Below are 20,268 nucleotides of genomic sequence, written 5' to 3' on the forward strand. Positions count from 1 at the left end.
ATGTTCACCTTAGTTCTCTTTCTCTATTAAATTTTCATTTAAAACCTCAAAAAAATCTTCATCGGAGTTATGCTGACGTCTTTGCTGCTGCTGATGCTGCTCTTGTTTGTTTTCCTGTCCACTTGAAAATTGCTGCTGGTTAAACTCCTTGTCAGCTGAATCTGCTTGGGAATAAGAAACATCTATTTTATCCACCTGTATATTTTGCTGCGAAAAAGCCGTTTTTAATTGACTAATTTGAGAATCCAGCATATTTTTTGCCGTGCTGTTTGAAGCAATCAGTTTAGCAGTAATGCTGCCATTTTGGTCAACCAGCTCTACTTTAAGAGTACCAAGATGTTCAGGATTCAATTTTATTATCAGTGTATTGGAATTAGCTCCCTTTTGAAATTGAGACCTGCTTAAAATAGAAGAAAAATCTTTAGCGAACTGCTCAAAGCTCGGACCTTCTCCATCCTTGTTGGTATGAATAACATATTGTTCAACTTTTGACATCACATTCGAAGGATTGGTTTGAAAATCTGCACTATTCTTTTCCGCTGACTTTGCAGGCAACGATTCCTTTTCTTCTGTTTGACTTTTCATTTGGCTTTTTGCAGTTGAAGCAATAGATGAAAAGGCTGTTCGTAGGATAGAATTCTTCTTATCCATTTCAAGAGGTTTCGTATACGCCTCTAATTTAACAGCTAAATCCTTTAACTGGTTTTTCACATCTAACATCTGCAAAGCTTGGTGTAATGGCAGATTAAGATTTGCAGCCTGTTGAATTAAATTCCCGCCTGTACTTAATGCTGTTTTCAGCTTTGATTGATCTAGCTTTAATAAGGATGGAACAGGAATTGCCACAATCAATTCCAGCATGTTTTGCATAGCTTTCTGCAGATCATCATTATTTAAATTGTTTTTAGCCGATTTCATGAGGGATGCAAGCTTATTATTTTTTGGATTTATTATATTCCCTACTTCTTTTACTAAATCATTAAGAGCGGATTGTAAATCCGTTACATTTACTCCGGCTTCCTTAGCTGCCTTATTGAGATCAATCCCCTGTTCATTTGATACGGGCTGTATATTCACTTGTTTTAATGAACCCTTTATCAGGTTTATTAACTCCTGCAGTGTATTCTCAAGCTGAGCTGAAGCTTGTTGTTGGGGTTCTTTTTGAATTGACTGAGGGACAAGAAATGAAGAAAACAACCCATTCATTTCTTGATATAGCCCCTTATTGTTTACTCCCGCTGCACTACTATTTATGCCTAAGCTTGGCGGCTCCGATGCTGGTGAAATTGTATTCATTTTTTCCACCCCCCTCCAAATATCTGGGAAGATTATTTCGTTTTAGCAGAAAGCATTTGTGTATATTTAGCCGCTTTTTGAGGTGACAATTTCTCCATAATGCTAGCAAGTGTATCTGTATCAAGATTTGCCAGTATTTCTACAGCGTTATTGTCATCTAAATTTGAAATGATAGCAGCTGCACTATTGGGTGACATATTGGTATAGGTAGATACAATATCCGAAAACTTCTTCTGATGGATCTGTGCTGCTTTTTTCATATCGTTTATATCTGACTGCAGCTGTTTTTGTTGAAACTCAAGCTCTTGTTTATCATTTGCTTGGCTGTCGATTTGATCTTGCAGCTTCGTAATTTCAGCATTTTTATTCTTAAGCTGATCTTGCAGGTCTAAAATTTTGCTGTTGTTCGAACCTATAGTAGCACTGGTATTTGATACTGTTGTTTTCGAGGAGAAAGGCAAGCTGCTTGTTAGTGCTTTCGCTTTATTAATCACATTTACACCAGATAAGGTTGCAATAATTAAAACTAGCATAATTGTAAATAGTACAGGTATTAACACCACATATAAAAACCATTGCATTCTGCTCGTTTTTTCCAGCTCAAATTCTTCCTCAGACGCTTTCCCCATATCCTTCACCTCATTACACTTTGACGAATAAATTGAAGTGTTGATATCTCATCCATTTCTTTGTTTTCAGCCCGCTTAAGCTGTTCTAAAAATTGCTTAAGGCTTTCTTCTTTCATGGTTTCGTATTTTTTCACTTCGATATTTTTCTCATTTAATAACTGCTGGAACCAATTCATCCTTGTCCTTGCATTCACAACCAGTTCCTGCAAATGGTTGATTGATAGCTCCAAATTATTAATAAAGTTTTGATAATGCCTTATTTCCTGTACTGCCAGCCCAGCCATCAACTGATCTTCTTGAAATTTCATAAGATCTTCTTTCTTTTTGAGCAATTTATATAATTCAAGAGCAATTTCTTCAAAAGATTTTACAGATTTTTGATAATTTGATATCGCTTCTTCTTTTTCTCTCTCTCTTAACGCCAGTATCTTTTCAAGCTTAAATTGAAACTTCATATTCGCCCACCTTATTTCGCGAGATTCATAATATCCTGGACACTATCATGAAAAGAAATTTTTTCTTCTGTTTTCTGCTTTAAAAAGGAGAGAATTTCCGGATATCTTTTGATGGCCTCATCAATCTCTTTTGATGCTCCCTGCTTGTATGCCCCTATATTTATCAAGTCTTCTGAATTTAAATAGGTGCTCAGCATTTCTCTAACCCGTTCTGCAGCAAGCTTGTGCTCCCCACTAGCCAGATGATTCATTAAACGGCTGACACTTTTCAATACATTAATCGCAGGATACTGTCCTTTATTTGCGAGTGTACGATCTAAAACAAAATGTCCATCCAATATTCCACGAACCGTGTCAGCTATTGGCTCATTCATATCGTCGCCATCTACAAGAACCGTATAAATCCCTGTAATACTGCCTATATGATTTGTCCCTGTCCTTTCAAGCAGCTTTGGAAGGATGGAAAAGACTGAAGGCGTATAGCCTTTTGTTGCCGGGGGTTCTCCAGTTGCTAATCCTATTTCTCTTTGTGCCATTGCTACACGAGTCACAGAGTCCATCATAAACATCACATTGTGTCCCTGGTCTCTAAAGTACTCAGCTATTGCGGTTGCCGTATACGCACCTTTAATCCTCATAAGTGCAGGCTGATCAGAGGTTGCTGCAACAATGATTGATTTCCGTAAACCCTCTGGACCCAAATCACGTTCTATAAATTCCCTTACTTCACGGCCCCTCTCGCCAATTAACGCAATGACATTAAGATCCGCGTTCGTGTTCCTTGCAATCATTCCGAGCAATGTACTCTTTCCAACACCGCTTCCGGCAAAAATCCCTACCCTCTGACCTTTCCCAATTGTTAAAAGGCTGTCTATAGCTCTCACTCCAACCTCAATGGGTTCATGAATCGGCGGGCGTTCTAATGGATTGGGAGGCGCTTGGTCAACCGGAACTGAGACGAGTCCAGGCAATAGCCCAGTTCCATCCATTGGATGCCCCAGCGAATCAACAATGGATCCAATTAAAGAAGTGCCGACTTTTATTTCTAATGGCTGTGATGTTGCCTCAACCAAATCACCTGGTGAAATATCCTGGACATCTGTGTACGGCATCAAGATTACATTTTCTTCTTTAAACCCTACTACTTCACATAAAACTTTTTGGCCTGTCATTTTTCTTTTTATGTGAATAAAACAAATTTCACCAATCGAGCTCGCGGGTCCCATTGATTCAATCATTAACCCTACTACTCTTTTGACTTTCCCATATCGCTTAAAAGTATCGATTGTCCTTATTTGGCTAATCAGATTAGTTATTCCCATGATGTTCAACCTCAAGTAATTCGAGAAGCTTTTTCTTCATTTCTATTAATTGGCTGTCTATGCTGGCATCTATTCTTCCATTATTGGACTCTAAAATACATTGAGTTTCGCTTAAATCTTCATTTGCATAAATATAGCAATTTGCATTGTTTAATAGAAGGGCATCAATTTCTTTTTTATAGGAAGCAATCAACTCGTACCTGGATGGATGTATGTGAATTTGTACCGCTTTAAATTCTTTTGCTTCTTTTACTAGCTGTTTTACAATTGATAAGTACAATTCCTCGTTTTGATCAAGCGAAGCAAGCAGGATTTTTTCAGCTGCCTTTATCCCAAGATCTAGAACAACTTTTTCTGATTGTTCAAGCTTTTTTACAAACTCTTCCTTGGATTGTTCAACAATTTGGTTTGCCTGGACTAAAATCTGCTTATACTCTTCTTGTCCATGCTTTCTTCCAAGCATTAACCCTTCCTCATACCCCATGTTTTTAGCCTGTTCAATCCATTGCAGCTTTTCTTCTTCCCATTGTTCCCGTTCTTTAGAAATCTGCAAACGAATGATTTGGGCCTCTTCTTCAGCTTCGCTTATCACAAGACTTGCTTCACTCTTATATTTTTCCAAAAGTTCCCGTTTTACTACCTCTTCCTTGTGGATGCCTTCATCATAATCATCTTGTTCATGACCACCTAGTACATTCTTTACATGAATGACTCTAGCAGGTTTTTTTTGCAGGCCATACTGGGATTTTATAATTCTAGACAATAATGTCATCCCCTCCGCCGCGTGCAATGATAATTTCTCCACTATCTTCTAGTCTTCTTATAATTGAGACAATTCTAGACTGGGCTTCTTCTACATCTTTTAACCTGACTGGTCCCATGTATTCCATTTCTTCTTTTAAAGTTTCTACCATTCGGCTGGACATATTTTTAAAGACAATTTCTTTGACTTCTTCCCCTGATACTTTGAGGGATAATAGAAGATCTTCATTTTCACACTCTCTAATAACTCTTTGAATAGAGCGGTTATCAAGTGTGACAATGTCTTCAAATACAAACATTCTTTTCTTTATTTCCTCAGCTAGTTCAGGATCCTGTATTTCAAGTGCATCCAATATCGTTTTTTCTGTAGCGCGGTCTACCCCATTTAGCACTTCCACAACTGCTTCAATTCCTCCAGCCTGTGTAAAGTCTTGAGTAACAGTTGAGGATAATTTTCTTTCTAGGATAGACTCGACTTCATTGATAATCTCAGGAGAAGTCCCTTCCATTAAGGCGATTCTCCTGGCAATATCGGCCTGTACATCCTGAGGAAGCTCAGAAAGAATTTGTCCAGCTTTTTCAGGATCTAAATAAGATAATATCAAGGCAATTGTTTGAGGATGCTCATTCTGAATAAAGTTTAAAATTTGTCCAGCTTCCGCTCTTCTCGCAAAATCAAATGGCCTTACTTGAAGCGATGAAGTTAATCGATTAATAATGGTTGCTGCTTGATCAACTCCTAGCGCTTTTTCAAGAACCGTCTTTGCATAACCAATACCGCCCTGTGAGATATAATCCTGGGCCAAGGCTAAATTATGAAATTCATCAAGAATATCTTCTTTTGTATCGGAGTCAACCTTTTTTACTGCTGAAATTTCAAGTGTTAATTTTTCAATTTCTTCTTCCGTAAGATGTTTATAAATAGAGGCAGATACATCTGGACCAAGAGAGATGAGAAGGACTGCAGCTTTTTGTTTTCCGGTTATACCCTTTTCTTTGATTGCCATTTCTGATCCTCCTTACTCCTCTGATATCCACGTTCTTAAGAGCTTAGCAAACTCATCCGGCTTTTCTTTAGCCATTCGCTCCAGCTGTTTTTTCCTCATAGTCGTTTCAGTTTCCTGTTCGATATTAATATCCGGTATATTAAATGTTTCTCGGTCAACCACTTGTTCTAAATCGTAATCTTCCAAATTTGTTTTTCTTCGAGAGCGTAGTAAAAAGAACACTAAAAGACCAATAATTAAAAGTAGTCCCCCTCCAACTGCATATATCCACCAGGGAATACCGCTTGAAGTGCTAGTAGAGGTTGTGAGTTTTCCATTAAATGGTTCAACAGATACAGCAATCTTACTTTGAACAGCTGAATTGGATAAATTCGTTCCTTCTGACTTATCAATCGATGTCGATACAATCGTTGATAATATATTCTTTATATCGTTTACCCTTGAAGCAGGCAGTGATTGCGGATCTTTTGGATTTGGCGGTTCTACCATAACCTGAATACCTAAATCCCTTATTTTATAGGGGCTTTCCACAATCTGCCTGTGAATTTTATTCACATCATAGTTAACGGTATCCTGAATCTTCTCGTAATTGCCATTAGAATTATTACCACCGGAAACATAAGAACTGGTCGTTGTATCAGTTGAAGATCCTGAAGTGGGAACTCCACCTGCTGCAGCACTTCCGTTACCTGTAAATGTTTCGGTTATTTTTTGGGCGCTGACCGCAATTCCCTTCATATTTTTTTGATCAACAGGGGTAACAATGTTTTCATCTTGTTTTTCCTGGGTGAAATCTATATCGGCAGTGACACTTGCAACCACCTTGTCATATCCCATCATAGTGCCCAGCATACTCTGGACTTGCCTTTGAATATCACGTTCTATTTCATGTCTCGCATTCATTTGCTGTGTAAATTCATTGCTTACAGAATTATCGCTATTATTTAAATCGTAATACTCAAAATTTTGATTCATTATGACGATATTATCAGTGGGAAGATTTGGAACGCTTTTTGATACAAGATGGTACAACGAATTAATCTGTTTTTGATCAAGGTCCACTCCTGGTTTCAACGTCAAAACAATAGAAGCTGACGCCTGCTGTGTCTGATCATTTACAAAAACACCTTTATCCGGCATGTTAATCATAACTTTCGCCTGTGAAACACCGTCAATTTGTTCAATTAAATTCGACAGCTCCGTTTGCATTGCATCAAGCTTAAGAACATTAAATTGATTATCCGTCATTCCAAAACTGGCATTCTGGCTAAAGAAGGAATAATCAATACTCCCTGATTTGGGAATCCCATTTGCAGCAAGCTGTACTTTTAACGCATTCACATCCTGTTCAGGAACTTCGATGGTTTGTCCGCCATCTGTCAATAAGGACTTCGTTCCTTGCGAATCCAAGGTCTGCTTTATTTGACCCGCTTCATCAGGCTTAAGATTGCTGTATAACGGAACCATTGTGGTCCTGGTTGAGAAATAGGTGAACCCTCCAATCAGGAGGAACAGAAATAAAAATAAGGAAATTGAAATAGTTTTCTGCTTTTTCGTCCTGCTTTTCCAGTAATCTACTATTTTTATAAAGTTTGCTTTAAGTCTTTCTATCATTCCAAGCCTCCGGGATAAAATATTTCTGGTTCATTCCCTTAGTAGAGGTTAAACCTGCATGTTCATCATTTGTTGATAAGCATCGACTACTTTATTTCTAACTTCCAGGGTGGCCTGTAATGTTACACTTGCTTTTTGAGCAGCAATCATGACCTGATTAATATCTACGTTGTCTCCATTTGCAAACTGCTGTGTCAGGTTATCTGAGTCTACTTGTGTTTGATTCACATTATTGAGAGCATTCTTGAAAAGATCGCTAAAATTCTGGGTGTTTACAGTAGAATTATTATTTGATGGAATATTATTTGTTTGCAACGGACTTAAAAGATTAGCAGCAATCGAAGTAATATTTTGAACAGCCATTTTAGTCGGCCTCCTATTTATTTACCAATATCTAAAGCCTTCATCATCATGTCTTTATTTGCATTAAAAGCTGTTACATTGGCTTCATATGATCGGGTGGTGCTCATTAAATCTACCATTTCCTTGGTAGGATCTACATTTGGAAGTTCTACATAGCCATTTTTGTTAGCGTCTGGATTTGTGGGGTCGTATTCCATTTTGAAAGGTGTTGGATCTTTAATGATTTTTGCTACCTGAACACCCCCAGATGCATCGGATTGATTCATTGCTGAATCCAAAAAAGAAGAAAAGGATGACGAAGAGGATTTAGGTTCCAAAACAACTTCTTCCCTCTGGTACGGCTGCCATTTTCCATTTATCAGCTGACTTCTAGTAGTATCCTGATTTGCCATATTAGAGGATATAACATCCATTCGTAACCGCTGTGCTGTTAATGCCGATGCTGATATATCCATACTGCTAAAAAGCGACATGATTAACTTCCTCCTTTAATGACCATTTGAAGTGTCTGAAATTCATCACTCATACGGCTGACCAGAGTGTTATAGTAAATTTGATTTGTAGCCATATCAGACATTTCTTTATCAATATCCACACTATTGCCATTACTATTGTAATCAACATTTTGCTGAGTAGTAACAGCATAAGGCTGAGCGCTTGTATCAAAAGAAAAATCCCTTGGGTCAGTAATCTTCGTTGTAAACTGGGAATTAACAGCATCGGATAATGCATTTTGAAAACTAACATCTTTAGCTTTGTAGTTAGGCGTATCAACATTGGCTATATTGTCAGATATAACCTTTTGTTTTTGTGAAGCATACCCAATTGCATTTTCTAAAGATGAAAAAGTACTTGAAAAAATATCCACTCCACTATCCCCTTAACCATTTTTTATGACAAATTTCCTTTTTTTGTGACAAAATCATTATTATTTTACAACTCTTCCATATATATTGTCTATGTACTTTTTAATTTCTGATAACAATTCAGGTCTTTATCCCCATAAAACATATTAATATTTCCTATAATGCCATGCTTATACATTTATTCCTGCATTTCTACTCATTTATCTAACTATGATTAGCTGCCCACTACCGATCGTTCTGCTGCTTATAAATTACTCATTTACATAACTAAAATAAAATAAGTATGTTTAATTTAATATGCTTAAACCACATTCAACTTAATCTGTCATAGGTTAAAACACCTTATTCTTTCTCTTTTTTAAGGATTCATAAATATAAGCGGGAAAGGAACAACAAGGGTATAGTTTTAATAGATGCGGTAGTAGGATTCAGTGGTAATTAAAAAATAAAAGAAGAAATGATTATATTAATGGGGTGTTATTCCTTTTTAAAGTAATTAAGGAAAGGAAAAATGTTATTAGATTTACGAAGGAGAAGTGATGACAGGAGATTTTCGATGAGGGGTGCTGTACTGCTCACAGTATAGAGAATTCCACCTAAAAAGCTACGCTTATAAAGCAATATAGCATAGGATTAATTCACTAAAAAAGTAAATATATAATTAATAAAAATGAACCAGTTCCCGAAAAAATGTCGAGAACTGGCTGTAGTCCATTTCTTCAAGTAGATATATTTCATCCGTCTATTTGAAAGATAAAGATTACTTATTAATACTTATAATATTAGTTTGATTTAAGTTTTTCCAATTCGAATAGGAACTTATCATTTAAAACTTTGATATAGGTTCCTTTCATACCAAGGGAACGGGATTCAATTACTCCGGCACTTTCAAGCTTTCTTAAGGCATTGACGATAACCGAACGGGTAATTCCAACCCTGTCAGCGATTTTTGATGCTACTAATAAGCCTTCCTTGCCATTAAGCTCTTCAAAGATGTGTTCGATTGCTTCTAGTTCACTGTAAGAAAGTGAGCTGATTGCCATTTGTACAACCGCTTTGCTTCTTGCTTCTTCTTCTATTTCCTCAGCTTTTTCACGAAGAATTTCCATCCCAACAACTGTTGCACCATATTCTGCAAGGATTAGATCATCATCATGGAATTTTTCGTTTAAACGGGCAAGGATTAATGTTCCCAATCTTTCACCACCGCCAATGATCGGCACAATCGTTGTAAGGCCGCTCGTGAAAAGGTCTTTATTTTCAACTGGGAAAGCTGTATATTCACTTTCTACTCCAAGATTTGAAGAAGTTACATTAATATTAAATAGACTATTTGTATACTCTTCAGGGAACTGACGATCTTCAAGCATTTTCTTCATACGGTCATTTTCAATCTGCTGGTTGATGGCAAAACCCAAAAGCTTCCCTCTTCTGCTCACAACAAAGATATTTGCTTCAATTACATCACTTAATGTTTGAGCCATTTCTTTAAAGTTAACTGGTTTTCCCGCTGCTTTTTGCAGCATCGCATTAATTTTTCTGGTTTTGTCTAATAAATTCATCTTGCTTCCTCCTAATGGACACGTTTGTCTCATCTAAATTTCGATTATTTTGTAAAGGAGTTGTTTTCGGTTATTGTAACTAAAGCAAATAATGCAAAAAGGTCACCATCTTCACTGATAATGCTATGCTTATCTCTGTTGTACCCTTTAGGTCATATCCTAAACAACTGCCATTTCTTCAGTGGAACGAAAATTTGTTCCGTTTATTCTTACCATGCAAATCGCCGAAAAGCGAACCGCAAAGCGCAGGCATTCATTCGAGTGCACACTATAAGATAAATTGGCTTAAATCTTTGTTCTTTGAAATGGCACCAAGCTTCTCATCGACATACTGAGGAGTTATTGTGATCTTCTCCATTGTAATATCAGGCGCCTCGAAAGATAAATCTTCAAGCAATTTCTCTAATATGGTGTGTAAGCGTCTTGCCCCAATGTTATCTGTATTCTGGTTTACTTCATACGCCATTTCTGCGATTCTGGTTATAGCTTCGTCAGAAAATTCAATTTGTATACCTTCCGTCTCCAATAATGCAATATATTGTTTAATTAAAGCATTATCCGGTTCTATGAGAATTTTATAAAAGTCATTTACAGATAATTTCGCCAACTCCACTCTGATTGGGAATCTGCCCTGCAGTTCAGGAATTAACTCAGAAGGCTTTGCCATATGAAATGCACCGGCTGCAATAAATAGAATATAATCTGTTTTGACTGACCCATATTTTGTTACAACCGTAGACCCTTCAACTATTGGCAGTATGTCACGCTGAACACCTTCTCGTGAAACTTCTGCGGAAGACGAATTGCCGCTTTTGCTGACAATCTTGTCGATTTCATCTATGAAGACGATTCCTGTTTGTTCTGCCCGATAGACCGCTTCCTGCGTAACCTCATCCATATCAATAAGTTTCTGAGCCTCTACATTCGTTAGAACCTTACGTGCTTCTTTTACAGGAAGTTTTCTTTTTTTCTTTTTCTTAGGCATTAAGCCTCCTAAAACATCCTGCATGTTCATGCCCATTTGTTCCATTCCGGAGCCCTGAAGCATATCAAACATGGATGGAGGAGCTTCTTCCACTTCGATGCTGACCATTTCGTCTTCTAATTCGCCATTTTTTAGTTTTTCAAGAAGGCTTTTCTTCAGTTCCTTTTTTGAAGCATCCTCGGAAATATCTTCATCTTCTTCAACAGGAGAAGAATTGTTGTTATTTCCAAATAGCATTTCAAAAGGATTTTTGTAGTTAGCTTTCTTTTTGCCTGGAACGAGCAATTCCACAAGCAGCTGGTTTGCACTTTCTTCTGCCCGCTCTTTGACATCCGAAATTCTCTCTTCTTTTACGAGACGGACGGACGTTTCTACTAAGTCGCGGATCATGGATTCCACATCGCGGCCGACATATCCAACTTCTGTAAACTTCGTTGCTTCTATTTTAACAAATGGAGCACCAACCAGCTTGGCAATTCTCCTGGCAATTTCCGTCTTACCAACACCTGTTGGACCAATCATCAGAATATTTTTAGGAATTACCTCTTCACGCAATTGCTCGTCTAGCAAGCTACGCCGATAACGATTCCTTAATGCGACTGCAACAGCACGTTTTGCATCTTTCTGACCGATAATATATTGATCTAAACGCTCAACAATTTGTCTTGGTGTTAAGTTCATATATTTATTTGGCTTAAATGATGACAAGCTGCTCACTCCTTATTGTTCAGCTTATTTTTTAAGGCAATTAAAAACGCATGTTCACGGTTTTAGAAAGTAAATGTCTATTAACTTCACCATCGCATTCAGAAGCTTTTAAAGCTCTTCCACGATAATATTGGAGTTGGTATAAACACATATATCTGAGGCAATTTTCAAAGCTGCTTCAGCAATCTCCTTTGCAGAAAGCTTATCACCTGCAAATTGCTTTAATGCCCTTCCAGCAGACAAAGCATAATTGCCGCCGGAACCGATAGCTAAAATGCCGTCATCGGGTTCAATGACTTCTCCTGTACCCGAAATGAGCAGCAGGCTGTTTTCATCCATGACAATTAACATCGCTTCAAGCTTGCGAAGGATTTTATCACTTCTCCATTGTTTTGCAAGTTCAACAGCCGCCCTCGTTAAATTCCCATTATACTCCTGAAGCTTCCCTTCAAACATTTCGGATAAAGTAAATGCATCTGCCACTGACCCTGCAAAACCGGCAAGTACCTTTCCGTTAAAAAGTTTTCTTACCTTTTTAGCCGTATGCTTCATTACAACTGCATTTCCGAACGTAACCTGGCCATCCCCTGACATTGCACATTTCCCATCATGTTGGACGGCAAAAATCGTAGTAGCATGAAAATCGCCCATTCTCTTCAATCCCTTCAATACTAATTTAAACAGGAATATCTATGCTCTTGGATGATGCGACAAATAGGTCTTCCTTAAATGTTCCTTTGTTACATGCGTATACACCTGAGTTGAGGAAAGATTTGCATGCCCCAGCAGTTCTTGAACAGTTCTTAAATCAGCACCGTTATTCAGCAAATGGGTAGCAAATGTATGCCTCAGCATGTGGGGGTGCATTTTACCTGTTAGTGCCGCCTTTTCAATCATAGTGTTTAAGATATGACGGATACCCCTTACCGTTATAGGAGTTCCACGGTAATTAACAAAAAGATACGGATGATCATGCGCCTTATTCATTAGCCTTTGTCTGGACTCATTTATGTAGGTTTTTAATGCCTCATTCGCAAAAGAACCAAAAATAACAATGCGTTCTTTTCTGCCTTTGCCTTTTACAAGGATCGTATCGAAGTCAAGATCTATATCTTTAAGTGTAATATTTGCACATTCACTGACCCGAATACCCGTAGCATATAATATTTCGAGCAATGCTTTATTACGCTGGTCTATCTCACTAGTTCCGCTGCACACATCAAATAATTTTTCCATTTCTTCTTCATAAAAAAATTTAGGCACCCGCAAGTGCTTTTTGGGCTGCGAAAGAAGAGCAAAAGGATTATCATCCACAATTTGCTCGCGCATGAGAAATTTATAGAAGCTTCGAAGACTGGATATTTTCCTGGCCAAAGTAGCCCTGCTGTATTCTTTTTCAAATAATTGAGTCAGATAAAGTCTGGCATCAAAGTATTCGACATCTTTAAGGGAATGAAGATTTTGTTCATTCATAAATAAAAATAAATGCTCAATGTCTTCCTGATAATATTGAATCGTATACTCAGAGTAATTTTTCTCAATTTGAATGTATTCGATAAAAGAATGTAGACAAGTTTTTCCAAATAGATCCATTTTAACACCTCACAAGGGCTACTAAATAGTATCACAATTCAGTAGCCCTTGCAATCAATCTTACAAATTTTTCTTAAAGTTTTGAATTGTTTCTAATAGTTGATAATCAGGCGGTAAAAATCTTTAGTTTTCATGTATTATTTTCACTGGAAACGAAGAAACGATTTAGCTTTTGCAATGGCAGAAAGTCTTTCTACATATAGATTGTTATTGCTTACCGCTCCAATCATCAGAGCAATCCTAAATAGAAATATAAATATTCTTCCCCAGCGATATGGCGAAGCTAACTAATTGCACATTTTGGTGTTGTGCAGGATTCTTTATTCTGGCGAATGTTAAGCTATGAACCATTTAAGAAATATGCCAAGCTTGTCAATTCAGGGTTAGCCACCCAAAATTGTTAATAGCTCGCATTATCCTTCCGTTTTTCTGTTGATACAGCCTTTATCTCTTTTTAATACATTTTGTCCCTTATGCATTTTACAATACATAATGAAATATGAAAAGGAAAATACTTCTCAAGCGTGTTAACAGGTTTATCCATATTTTTTTATTTGAAAGGAAAAAGAGTGAGGGGCTCTCACTCTTAACAGATCACTAAAGATTAGTTCACCGTTTCTTCCTTATAATCACAATGGATACACTGAACCTGAGTGCCTTTTTTCAGCTTTTTTTCGACCAGTATATGATTACATTTAGGACATTTTCTTTCAATTGGTTTGTCCCAGGATAAGAAATCACATTCAGGATAACGGTCACAGCCATAGAATACCCTTTTTTTCTTTGATTTTCTTTCTATAATATTGCCTTCCTGACATTTTGGACATTTAACACCTATTTCTTTGACAATTGGCTTTGTATTACGGCAATCCGGGAAATTGCTGCAGGCCATAAATTTCCCATACCTTCCCATTTTAAAAACCATCGGACTGCCGCATATCTCACAATCTTCACCGGCAAATTCATCCTTGATTTCAACTTTTTCCATTTCGGTTTCTGCTTTTTTAAGCCTTACTTCAAAACCTTTATAGAAATCATCTATGACTTTTACCCAGGCGTTTTTGCCATCTTCCACTTCATCCAGATCCTGTTCCATTTTTGCTGTAAAAGCAACATCCAGAATTTCCGGGAAAAATTCACTTATAAGCTCAAGTACAATTTCACCAAGCTCTGTTGGGATAAAACGTTTATTGTCTAAAGCAACATATCCCCTTTTTTGAATGGTATCCAGTGTAGGGGCATAAGTAGATGGCCTTCCTATTCCCAGCTCCTCGAGCATGCGTACAAGCCTGGCCTCGGTATATCGCGGAGGCGGCTGTGTAAAGTGCTGTTTAGGATCAATTTGTTCCGCCTTAACTTTGTCTCCTTTTTCCAATTCAGGCAGCATATTATCTTTTTCTTCTAAATTATCATCTGACCCTTCAACATACACCTTCATAAATCCGGGGAATTTCACTTTAGAACCATTGGCTCGAAACAGGACATCACCATTGGTTATATCTACACTCATCGTATCCAGTACAGCAGATGCCATTTGGCTTGCAATAAAACGATCCCATATTAACTTATATAATCGGAATTGATCCCTTGAGAGGTATCCCTTGATTGAATTCGGTTCTCTATTCGCGCTGGTCGGCCTTACACCCTCATGGGCATCCTGGGCATTCGTTTGTTTTTTCTCTTTTCTTTGTTCATTTCTGACAAATTCCTTGCCGAAATGCTCTTCAATATAAGCTGAGGCTTCCGCTTGAGCAACTTCGGAAATACGAGTGGAGTCTGTTCTCATATAAGTAATTAAACCGACTGTTCCTTCTTTGCCGATTTCAATTCCTTCATAAAGCTGCTGTGCAAGCATCATGGTTTTTTTGGCACGGAAGTTTAGCTTGCGAGCCGCTTCCTGTTGAAGGGAAGAAGTAATAAAAGGAAGAGCGGGATTGCGTTTCTTTTCTTTTTTGGTAACAGAAGAAATGTCGAATTCCTTTCCCTTGACCTGCTTTAAAACAGTCTTAACATCTTCCTCGGATGAAAGCTCCATTTTCTTTCCCTTTACTCCATAAAACGAAGCTTGAAATTTCTCCTGACCCTTCAGAAACTCTGCTCCAATAGTCCAATATTCTTCCGGTACAAAATCTTTGATCTCATTTTCTCTGTCTATTATGATCTTCACAGCTACAGATTGGACCCTGCCTGCACTCAGGCCTTTTTTAACCTTTTTCCATAACAGCGGGCTTATATTATATCCTACCAGCCGGTCCAAAATGCGTCTGGCCTGCTGGGCATCAACAAGATCCATATTAATTGGCCGCGGATGCTTAAACGATTCCTTAATGGCATCCTTTGTTATTTCATTAAACACAACACGGCAATCCGAATGGATGTCCACATCTAATGTATGGGCTAAATGCCATGCTATTGCTTCCCCTTCGCGATCCGGGTCAGCTGCCAGATAGATTTTCTTTGCTTTTTTGGCAGCAGTTTTCAAGTCTTTTAACACAGGGCCTTTTCCCCTGATTGTAATATATTTAGGTTCGAAATTTTGTTCAGGATCTACTCCCATTTGGCTTTTAGGAAGATCTCTTACATGCCCCATTGAAGCTTTTACTTTATATTTTTTTCCAAGATATCTTTCAATCGTTTTCGCCTTTGCCGGCGATTCAACAATTACTAAGTAGTCTGACATTCATAGGCCTCCCCAGAGGTTTTAAAATTTTCTCCAGCACCCTTGACTGCTCAAAATGAGGAATCAATAGGTCCACTTTCATATATTCTTAAAATCAAAAGTAAATACTAGTCGTGATTTTGTTATTTGTCAACGAAAATCATTTTTTATAAAAGTTGTTTTCGCAAGGATATCACTTTTCTTCCATTGGATAAATGGGTATTGTATTAGTCATTAAAGAATATCAAATAGCAATAAAGTTTACGAAAAGTGCCTTTTAAAAAACAAAAAATATTAATTCCCATTGCCATTTAGCATTCTAATCCTATTAAAAACATTATTAATAGAAGAATAAAGTCTTTTTAGCATATAAGTTCATTTCATTATTTCAGGTAATCGTTTTCAATATACCTTAATTTATTAATAAATCCCAGTATATTGTTTGAATATACCCTTTTCATTTGGCTGTTTTCGCATAGATTATTGCTTTACGTACAAAGGGTTATTCCATGTGTCGTCTGTCTTCGCGGCATCCTTTCGTAAGCTATTCACAAGCTTTAATACTGCACCTGAATTTTTAATTATTTTTTTGTCAAATAGCAATAAAGTTTACGAAAAGAGCCTTGTAAACTTTTCCTGTAAGAAAATTGTGGAGAAAATCAAGTCAAAACGCAGACTTTTCATTACTTTACGTAAAGTAACGCGTACAGAACCGAAAAGATACGCATGAAAACCATGTACCGGAATCTATTCAAAAAAGTATTCGATTAAGAGGTTTATATGTTGTGAAAAGATGAGCGGCCACGCTATAACCAATTTAAAATTCGTTTTTTACGGCATCAACATTTCATTTTTCTTATGATGCAAAATGTATAATAGTTTATTCAAAAATGCAACCTTTTTATGATAATAATCACCAATAAGCCTTTAAAATTTCAGTTCTTCCAGAATATCACTGCCTGTCATCACCAGCTTTGCCCCCTGCTGAATAAGGTGGTTTGTGCCATCTGATAAGGGATCCAATATACTTCCGGGTACAGCAAAAACCTCTCTTCCTTCGTGAAGGGCAAGATCTGCCGTAATTAAAGATCCGCTTTGCTTTTCAGCCTGAATGACCAATGTCCCTCTGCACAACCCGCTGATGATACGGTTGCGCATAGGAAAGTGCCATTTTTTCGCCGGTACTTCAGGTGGATATTCTGATACTATTAAATGATTTCTTTTCATATTCTCTGCAAGATAAGTATTCTCCTTTGGATAAACAGAAAAAAATCCGCTGCCAAGCACAGCAATCGTTTTTCCGCCTGCGGCCATTGCCATGTTGTGTGCCATTGTGTCGACACCTTTTGCAAGCCCGCTGGTGATGGAACAGCCTTTTTCTAGTAAGGGAGGAATAAGCTGTTTAATCGCATTTTGAGCGTATATAGTTGCTTTCCTTGAGCCTACAACAGCGATGGATGGCATACGAAACAAATCGGTATGTCCCATTGTATAAAGAACAAATGGAGGATTATAAATTTGCCTTAATAGAGGAGGATAGTCTGGATCTGTTATCACCTTGAAAGATATTCCGGCATTTTCATAGAATTGAATTTTCGAGTGGATGGAAATGGTATGAAGGTCCTTATAAAAGGCTTCTGCATTCAAAGCATTCATATGCATAATGGAAGCGAGCGAGGTCTTGGATAAGGTATAAAGGTCAGATAACCCAGCATTTGTTTGTAAAAGTCGAAGAACTCCTTTTGGTGTCGTACCCCTGCATTGAGAAAGATGCAGAATTTTGAGTCTTAAATCGTCCATATAACCCCCCCTTGTATTTAAAGCCTGGTCTATTGATTTTTTGACCTTTAATAGAGTTAAAGCTTAAATGAATATATAAAACAGTCCCTCAGCACCCGAGGGACTATTTCTAAAAAGTATTAGTTTGTTTTACATTTTTCGTAAAGTCCTTTTTCTTTCAGCACACTAATCATTGTTTCACCAAGTACAGAAGGAGTTTCAGCAACCTTGATGCCGCACTCATTCATAACACGGATTTTTTCATCCGCAGTACCTTTTCCTCCGGAGATGATAGCGCCGGCATGACCCATACGCTTTCCAGGAGGTGCTGTTACTCCGCCAATAAAGCCAACAACCGGCTTCTTCATGTTTTCTTTGATCCAAAGAGCTGCTTCTTCCTCAGCAGTACCGCCGATTTCACCAATCATAATAACCGCTTCGGTTTCAGGATCCTCGTTAAATGCTTTTAAGACATCGATGAAGTTTGTTCCGTTAACAGGGTCTCCACCAATACCAACTGCTGTAGATTGTCCAACGCCTTCTTCAGAAAGCTGGTTAACAGCCTCATATGTAAGGGTTCCCGAACGGGAAACAACACCTACATGGCCTTTTGTATGGATATATCCAGGCATAATTCCAATTTTGCACTCACCAGGAGTAATGACACCAGGACAGTTAGGGCCCACTAAGCGGGTTTTCTTGCCCTCCATATAACGTTTTACTTTTACCATATCCAATACTGGAATGTGCTCAGTTATACAAATAGTCAGATCCAGTTCAGCATCTACTGCTTCCATGATGGCGTCAGCAGCAAAAGGAGCTGGAACGTAGATAACGGAAGCATTTGCGCCTGTTGCTTTAACAGCTTCTTCAACTGTATTGAAAACAGGAACACCTTCAACCTCAGTACCACCTTTACCAGGAGAAGTACCGCCTACTATTTTTGTTCCATATTCCAACATTTGTTTCGTATGGAAAAGGGCTGTTTTACCCGTAATACCTTGTACAATGACTTTCGTGTCTTTATTAACAAAAACGCTCATTCTGTTCCCCTGCCTTTCTAATATCAGACAAATAATTTACCTTCATGCCAAAAATGATCAGCCCACTAGCTCAACAATTTTTTGCGCGCCATCAGCCATGGACTCAGCCGCAATGATATTCAATCCTGATTCATTTAGGATTTTCTTTCCTAAGTCAACGTTCGTTCCTTCAAGGCGAACAACAAGAGGGATTTCCAAACCAACTTGTTTAGTAGCTTCCACAACGCCAGTCGCAATTACGTCGCACTTCATAATTCCTCCGAAAATGTTAACAAAGATTCCTTTAACATTTTGATCAGAAAGGATGATTTTAAAGGCTTCTGTAACCTTCTCAGCTGTAGCACCGCCCCCAACATCCAGGAAGTTAGCAGGGTCTCCTCCGTAGTACTTGATAATGTCCATAGTGGCCATTGCAAGTCCAGCACCATTTACCATACAGCCAATATTTCCATCAAGGGAAATGTAGCTAAGGTCATATTTGGATGCTTCAATTTCTTTTTGATCCTCTTCATCAAGATCTCTGTACTCTACAATATCCTTTTGGCGGTAAAGACCATTGGAATCGAAGTTTAATTTAGCATCAAGTGCCATTACCGTACCTTCGCCTGTAACGACAAGCGGGTTAATTTCCGCAATGGAACAGTCTTTTTCAACAAAAACTTTATACAATCCCAGCATGAATTTTACAGCCTGGTTAACAAGAGCTGCCGGAATATTAATATTGAATGCAATTCTTCTTGCCTGGAATGCAGTTAAGCCAACTACCGGGTCGATTGTTTCTTTAAAGATTTTTTCAGGAGTTTTTTCAGCTACTTCTTCAATTTCTGTACCGCCTTCTTCTGAAGCCATTAGCACAACGCGAGATGTAGCGCGGTCTAAAACAAGACCAACATAGTATTCTTTCTGAATATTGCACCCTTCTTCGATAAGAAGACGCTTAATCTCTTTACCTTCCGGGCCTGTTTGATGTGTAACAAGGGTTTTTCCCAGCAATTCCTGTGCATATGTACGAACATCTTCTACACTTTTAGCCACTTTTACACCGCCGGCTTTACCGCGTCCGCCTGCGTGGATTTGCGCTTTGACAACGCATACATCAGTGCCTAGTTCTTTGGCTGCTTCCACCGCTTCTTCCACTGTAAAAGCAACTTTCCCATTTGGCACTGCTACCCCGTATTTTCTGAGGATTTCTTTACCTTGATACTCATGGATATTCATATTCATCCTCCTATCAAACTCTTCATAAAAAATTACTGCGCTTTCATTGTAATAAATGGTAGAAAATATGTCTACCTTTCTGATTAAAATATTATTTTAGTTTTGTAATTTTTTGATGAAAATTGTTATTTTTATAGTTTATTTTTACATTTATGCGACTTTAATGGTTTTACTGGGATAATTTCCATTTCCAGAAATTTCTTTTAATTCACTGTTTTTCACACTTAGTATGTAAACGGAATCATCCTTTCCAAACCAAGCTTTCTTAAAGTGAAAAAGTAAAATATACCGGTTTAAACGATAAGAAAATCCACTGATAAATTCTATACTGAACGAAAAAAGCAGAACATAATAAAAAAATTTATAAACTGAGTTTATTGTTTTTTATTTTTAACATATTTAGCAGA

Annotated in this window: 18 protein-coding genes; all 18 read right to left on the reverse strand. The window is 37.7% G+C overall.

From position 1 onward, the window contains the following. Window positions 1-9: 9 nt before the first annotated feature. Window positions 10-1,296, reverse strand: coding sequence for a flagellar hook-length control protein FliK (locus tag A5N88_RS07990; RefSeq protein ID WP_066264676.1), 1,287 nt, complete (start codon window positions 1,294-1,296; stop codon window positions 10-12). A 32-nt stretch (window positions 1,297-1,328) separates the two neighbouring features. Further along, window positions 1,329-1,925: a MotE family protein gene (locus A5N88_RS07995; RefSeq protein WP_066264678.1), complete on the reverse strand. Its 597-nt coding sequence runs from the start codon at window positions 1,923-1,925 to the stop codon at window positions 1,329-1,331. Window positions 1,926-1,930: 5 nt separating this feature from the next. After that, window positions 1,931-2,380 carry a flagellar export protein FliJ gene (gene fliJ, locus A5N88_RS08000; RefSeq protein ID WP_066264679.1) on the reverse strand — a complete coding sequence of 150 codons (450 nt, stop codon included), beginning with the start codon at window positions 2,378-2,380 and terminating at the stop codon, window positions 1,931-1,933. Between the two features lie 11 nt (window positions 2,381-2,391). Then, window positions 2,392-3,702 carry a flagellar protein export ATPase FliI gene (gene fliI, locus A5N88_RS08005; protein WP_066264680.1) on the reverse strand — a complete coding sequence of 437 codons (1,311 nt, stop codon included), beginning with the start codon at window positions 3,700-3,702 and terminating at the stop codon, window positions 2,392-2,394. After that, window positions 3,689-4,465, reverse strand: coding sequence for a flagellar assembly protein FliH (fliH, locus tag A5N88_RS08010; protein WP_066264681.1), 777 nt, complete (start codon window positions 4,463-4,465; stop codon window positions 3,689-3,691). Before fliH ends, fliI begins: the two co-directional genes overlap by 14 nt. After that, a complete protein-coding gene (gene fliG, locus A5N88_RS08015; protein ID WP_066264682.1) occupies window positions 4,458-5,471 on the reverse strand; it encodes a flagellar motor switch protein FliG in 1,014 nt (337 codons plus the stop codon). Before fliG ends, fliH begins: the two co-directional genes overlap by 8 nt. Before the next feature lie 12 nt (window positions 5,472-5,483). After that, window positions 5,484-7,085 carry a flagellar basal-body MS-ring/collar protein FliF gene (fliF, locus tag A5N88_RS08020; protein WP_066264684.1) on the reverse strand — a complete coding sequence of 534 codons (1,602 nt, stop codon included), beginning with the start codon at window positions 7,083-7,085 and terminating at the stop codon, window positions 5,484-5,486. Between the two features lie 48 nt (window positions 7,086-7,133). Next, window positions 7,134-7,448 carry a flagellar hook-basal body complex protein FliE gene (fliE, locus tag A5N88_RS08025; RefSeq protein WP_066264685.1) on the reverse strand — a complete coding sequence of 105 codons (315 nt, stop codon included), beginning with the start codon at window positions 7,446-7,448 and terminating at the stop codon, window positions 7,134-7,136. Window positions 7,449-7,465: 17 nt separating this feature from the next. Beyond that, window positions 7,466-7,921, reverse strand: coding sequence for a flagellar basal body rod protein FlgC (gene flgC / locus A5N88_RS08030; RefSeq protein WP_066264689.1), 456 nt, complete (start codon window positions 7,919-7,921; stop codon window positions 7,466-7,468). Window positions 7,922-7,923: 2 nt separating this feature from the next. Continuing rightward, the gene (gene flgB, locus A5N88_RS08035) at window positions 7,924-8,316 is read right to left on the reverse strand and encodes a flagellar basal body rod protein FlgB (protein WP_066264690.1); all 393 of its coding nucleotides are present in this window, start codon (window positions 8,314-8,316) and stop codon (window positions 7,924-7,926) included. Window positions 8,317-9,096: 780 nt separating this feature from the next. Continuing rightward, complete coding sequence (codY, locus tag A5N88_RS08040; RefSeq protein ID WP_066264692.1) at window positions 9,097-9,876, reverse strand: GTP-sensing pleiotropic transcriptional regulator CodY; 780 nt, start codon at window positions 9,874-9,876, stop codon at window positions 9,097-9,099. A gap of 268 nt (window positions 9,877-10,144) precedes the next feature. Then, a complete protein-coding gene (gene hslU, locus A5N88_RS08045) occupies window positions 10,145-11,542 on the reverse strand; it encodes an ATP-dependent protease ATPase subunit HslU (protein WP_066270352.1) in 1,398 nt (465 codons plus the stop codon). 135 nt (window positions 11,543-11,677) lie between these two features. Then, entirely contained in the window at window positions 11,678-12,220 is a 543-nt protein-coding gene (hslV, locus tag A5N88_RS08050; RefSeq protein WP_066264694.1) for an ATP-dependent protease subunit HslV, read from the reverse strand. Between the two features lie 39 nt (window positions 12,221-12,259). Next, entirely contained in the window at window positions 12,260-13,162 is a 903-nt protein-coding gene (gene xerC, locus A5N88_RS08055; protein WP_066264696.1) for a tyrosine recombinase XerC, read from the reverse strand. A 604-nt stretch (window positions 13,163-13,766) separates the two neighbouring features. Continuing rightward, entirely contained in the window at window positions 13,767-15,842 is a 2,076-nt protein-coding gene (gene topA / locus A5N88_RS08060) for a type I DNA topoisomerase (RefSeq protein WP_066264700.1), read from the reverse strand. 906 nt (window positions 15,843-16,748) lie between these two features. Next, complete coding sequence (gene dprA / locus A5N88_RS08065; protein ID WP_066264704.1) at window positions 16,749-17,621, reverse strand: DNA-processing protein DprA; 873 nt, start codon at window positions 17,619-17,621, stop codon at window positions 16,749-16,751. 119 nt (window positions 17,622-17,740) lie between these two features. Further along, a complete protein-coding gene (gene sucD / locus A5N88_RS08070; RefSeq protein ID WP_066264706.1) occupies window positions 17,741-18,643 on the reverse strand; it encodes a succinate--CoA ligase subunit alpha in 903 nt (300 codons plus the stop codon). 57 nt (window positions 18,644-18,700) lie between these two features. Then, window positions 18,701-19,861 (reverse strand): ADP-forming succinate--CoA ligase subunit beta, encoded by a 1,161-nt coding sequence (sucC, locus tag A5N88_RS08075; protein ID WP_066264707.1) that lies wholly within the window; start codon window positions 19,859-19,861, stop codon window positions 18,701-18,703. Between the last annotated feature and the right edge of the window lie 407 nt (window positions 19,862-20,268).

Origin of the sequence: Heyndrickxia acidicola, assembly GCF_001636425.1 — a bacterium.
GTDB lineage: Bacteria > Bacillota > Bacilli > Bacillales > Bacillaceae_C > Bacillus_AE > Bacillus_AE acidicola.